The 4,073-nt window shown below is 58.8% G+C and carries 4 protein-coding genes; all 4 read right to left on the bottom strand.

What is annotated here, in order from left to right:
• On the bottom strand, positions 1-93 hold a 93-nt coding region (locus tag DBR18_RS30225; RefSeq protein ID WP_371921073.1), incomplete at its 3' end, for a hypothetical protein.
• Positions 94-98: 5 nt separating this feature from the next.
• Positions 99-1,202, bottom strand: coding sequence for a DNA replication/repair protein RecF (gene recF, locus DBR18_RS06130; protein ID WP_003220208.1), 1,104 nt, complete (start codon positions 1,200-1,202; stop codon positions 99-101).
• Positions 1,203-1,216: 14 nt separating this feature from the next.
• Positions 1,217-2,320, bottom strand: a complete 1,104-nt coding sequence (gene dnaN, locus DBR18_RS06125) for a DNA polymerase III subunit beta (protein WP_016772390.1) — start codon at positions 2,318-2,320, stop codon at positions 1,217-1,219.
• Positions 2,321-2,359: 39 nt separating this feature from the next.
• Positions 2,360-3,883 carry a chromosomal replication initiator protein DnaA gene (gene dnaA, locus DBR18_RS06120; RefSeq protein ID WP_108589661.1) on the bottom strand — a complete coding sequence of 508 codons (1,524 nt, stop codon included), beginning with the start codon at positions 3,881-3,883 and terminating at the stop codon, positions 2,360-2,362.
• Positions 3,884-4,073 lie beyond the last annotated feature (190 nt).

Genomic DNA, 4,073 nt, shown 5'->3' with positions numbered 1-4,073 from the left:
GTCACCAATGTACATACCGGGACGTTTGCGTACGGCATCCAGGCCTTTCAGCACTTTAATGCTCGTTGAGTCGTACGTATTTTCTTCGCTCAATGCCTTCACTCCCGATGGTCGTGGGTCTGGGTGATACGGCCCTGTTCCACGTGGAACAGAGCGACTGGCGTTTCCGTCTGCCAGCCTTCCCTCAATAATTCGTGATCTACACAGGTGATGAACACCTGGCAGCGTAAGTCTTCCAGCAAGCGGCACAGCGCACGACGGTGGCTCTCGTCCAGCTCGGACGGCAAGTCATCCACCAGATAAATACACTGACCGCGACGAGCCTGGCTCACCAGATGCCCCTGGGCTATCCGCAAAGCACAGACCACCAGCTTCTGCTGACCCCGGGACAATATGTCCGCGGCGTTGTGTGCGCCCAATCGAAGACGCAGATCAGCCCGTTGTGGCCCGGCCTGGGTGTGTCCCATTTGCTGATCCCGTTGCACGGATCCAGCCAGCACAGCACTCAGTTCCCGATCCTTGTCCCAGCCTCGGTAATAGCTGAGCGTCAAACCTTCAAGCTCAACCAGTTCGCTCAAGGTCTGTTCAAAGACTGGTTTCAAGGCTTTGATGTAAGCGCGGCGGTATTCATCGATTTCAGCGCTGGCCTGACACAGTTCCCTGTCCCAAACCGCTTGCGAAACGGCGTCAAGTGTACCATGCCGCAGCCAGGAGTTTCTCTGGCGCAGGGCCTTCTGCAAACGCTGCCAGGTCGCCATAAAACGCGGTTCGACGTGGAACACACCCCAATCGAGAAACTGCCGGCGAATCTTCGGCGCACCTTCGAGCAGGCGGAAGCTGTCGGGGTTGATCAGTTGCAACGGCAGGATCTCCGCCAGTTGCGCAGCGCTGCGAGCGTTCTGCCCGTCGATGCGGATCTGGAACTCGCCTTGCCGGTCGCGAGATATCCCCAATGCACTGTGGCCACCCTCGGCCAATTCGACCTGACCGAACACCGTACAGGCGAGTTGTTCGTACTGGATGACCGGCAACAGCCGCGTGCTACGAAACGAACGGGCAAGCCCCAGCAGATGAATGGCTTCCAGAACACTGGTTTTGCCGCTGCCGTTGGCGCCGTAAAGAATGTTGATGCGGGGGGAGGGGGAGAAGGTCACCGGGTGCAGATTGCGCACCGCGGTGACCGAAACACGACTTAAGGACATCCAGGATCAGCTGATTACAGACGCATCGGCATGACAACATAAGCCGAGTCGTCATTGTCGGACTCTTGCACCAGCGCACTGCTGTTTGAGTCGGACAGGATCAGGCGAACCTGCTCGGTGGTCATCACGCCCAGCACGTCGAGCAGGTAGCTCACGTTGAAGCCGATTTCCAGGGAGCCGCCGTTGTATTCAACGCCCACTTCTTCTTCCGCTTCTTCCTGCTCCGGGTTGTTGGCCTGGATCTTCAACTGACCGCTGGCCAGTTGCAGACGAATACCGCGGTACTTCTCGTTGGACAGAATCGCGGTACGGCTGAACGCTTCACGCAGCGCCTGGCGATCGCCCAGTACCAGCTTGTCGCCGCCCTTCGGCAGAACGCGCTCGTAGTCCGGGAATTTGCCATCGACCAGTTTCGAGGTGAAGGTGAACTCGCCGGTGGTCGCACGGATGTGGTGCTGACCCAATACGATGCTGACGTTGCCATCCGGCTCGGTGAGCAGACGCGCCAGTTCGAGAATACCCTTGCGCGGCACAATCACCTGATGGCGATCCGGCTGACCGATATCGGCCTGCATCGAGCACATCGCCAGACGGTGACCGTCGGTGGCCACAGCACGGATCACACCGGCCGAGACTTCCAGCAACATACCATTGAGGTAGTAACGCACGTCCTGCTGGGCCATGGCGAAGCTGGTGCGCTCGATGAGACGGCGCAGCTTGCTTTGCTCCAGGCTGCAGGTCAGCGAACCCGGGCCTTCTTCAACCGTCGGGAAATCGTTGGCCGGCAGGGTCGACAGGGTGAAACGGCTACGGCCGGCCTTCACCACCAGCTTCTGCTCGTCGACCTTGATGTCGATCAGCGCATCGTTGGGCAGGCTCTTGCAGATGTCCATCAGCTTGCGCGCAGGCACGGTGATGGAACCTGTTTCGGCCGGCTCTTCAAGTTGCACACGACCGACCAGTTCGACTTCAAGGTCGGTACCGGTCAGCGACAGTTGCTGGCCTTCGACAACCAACAGCACGTTGGAGAGTACCGGCAAGGTCTGTCGGCGCTCGACGACGCCTGCGACCAGTTGCAGGGGTTTCAACAGGGCTTCGCGTTGAATGGTGAAATGCATGGTCTAGTCCCTTGCCTTAATAAGCTGCGCTGGTGTTCATCAAGTGGTCAGTGTACGCAGCAGGTTCTTGTAGTCCTCGCGGATGTCCGCGTCGGATTCCTTAAGTTCGTTGATCTTGCGGCAGGCGTGCAACACCGTTGTGTGGTCGCGACCACCAAACACATCACCGATTTCCGGCAGGCTGTGGTTGGTCAGCTCCTTGGACAATGCCATGGCCACCTGACGCGGACGTGCCACCGAGCGCGAACGGCGCTTGGACAGCAGGTCGGAGATCTTGATCTTGTAGTACTCGGCGACGGTGCGCTGAATGTTATCCACAGAGACCAACTTGTCCTGCAGTGCCAACAGATCTTTCAGGGATTCGCGAATCAATTCGATGGTGATGTCGCGGCCCATGAAGTGCGAGTGGGCGATCACGCGTTTCAGCGCACCTTCCAGCTCACGGACGTTGGAACGGATTCGCTGGGCAATGAAGAACGCCGCATCGTGTGGCAACTCGACTTTGGCCTGGTCGGCCTTCTTCATCAAGATCGCCACGCGGGTTTCCAGCTCCGGCGGCTCGACGGCAACCGTCAGGCCCCAGCCGAAGCGGGATTTTAGGCGCTCTTCAAGGCCTTCGATTTCTTTCGGGTAGCGGTCACTTGTGAGAATGACCTGCTGGCCACCTTCAAGCAGGGCGTTGAAGGTGTGGAAAAACTCTTCCTGGGAACGCTCCTTGCGGGCGAAAAACTGAATGTCGTCGATCAGCAGGGCGTCCACCGAACGGTAAAAACGCTTGAACTCGTTGATCGCGTTCAGTTGCAGCGCCTTGACCATGTCGGCCACGAAGCGCTCGGAATGCAGGTACACGACCTTGGCATTCGGGTTCTTCTTTAATAGATGGTTGCCCACCGCGTGCATCAAGTGGGTTTTACCCAGGCCGACGCCGCCATAAAGGAACAGCGGGTTGTAGCCGTGCTTGGGATTGTCCGCCACCTGCCAAGCCGCCGCGCGGGCGAGCTGGTTGGATTTACCTTCGACAAAGTTTTCAAAGGTGAAGGTGCGGTTCAGGTAGCTGGTGTGCTTGAGCGCGCCTTCAACCTGGACGGTGCGCTGTTCGGCACGAACCGGGGCCTGTTGCGAAGCGGCACCTGCCATCGGATCAAAGCTGTCACGGGACGGCTCTTCACTGACTTCTTCGGTTTTCTGAGTCGAGCGCTTGGTCGGGGCTGGCGTTGGCGCGGGAGCCGGAGCGCTGGCAGGCGCAGCGTTGGCCTGAGCCAGGGACGCTTGCGCAGCAGCCAACGGTGCATTCGGCGCGGCACGCGGAGCCGAGCTGCGTTTGCTGCCTATTAATAAGGAAAGCGCCGGCGCCATGCCGTTGCCGTGCTCATCCAGCAGTTCAAGGACGCGACCGAGGTACTTTTCGTTGACCCAGTCCAGCACAAAACGGTTCGGTGCGTAGACGCGCAACTCGTCGCCTTCGGCTTCGACCTGTAGTGGACGGATCCAGGTGTTGAATTGTTGGGCAGGCAGCTCCTCGCGCAAAAGCTCCACGCACTGCTGCCAAAGTTCCACTGACACGGATATCCCCTAAGTTGAAAGCCGGTGAGGCAAAAACAAGCGGCCATTGTAGCGGCGAGCCGCCCACTTATCCACATGCAGGTTGTCCGGCCGACATGATTTATCAATGCCTTAACCGGTGAAAAAGCGACCAACGGTGTGTGAATAAGCACTGTGGATAACCCCGTCTGAGCACACTGGACAACTGGGG

Source organism: Pseudomonas sp. HMWF021 (genome assembly GCF_003061005.1).
GTDB lineage: Bacteria > Pseudomonadota > Gammaproteobacteria > Pseudomonadales > Pseudomonadaceae > Aquipseudomonas.
Note: the sequence above shows the minus strand (reverse complement) of the source record. Positions and strands in the feature narration are given on the sequence as shown.

Excerpts from the sequence above, each read along its gene's own strand:
- dnaN (WP_016772390.1), bottom strand. The coding sequence starts at position 2,320 with ATGCATTTCACCATTCAACGCGAAGCCCTGTTGAAACCCCTGCAACTG.
- recF (WP_003220208.1), bottom strand. The coding sequence starts at position 1,202 with ATGTCCTTAAGTCGTGTTTCGGTCACCGCGGTGCGCAATCTGCACCCG.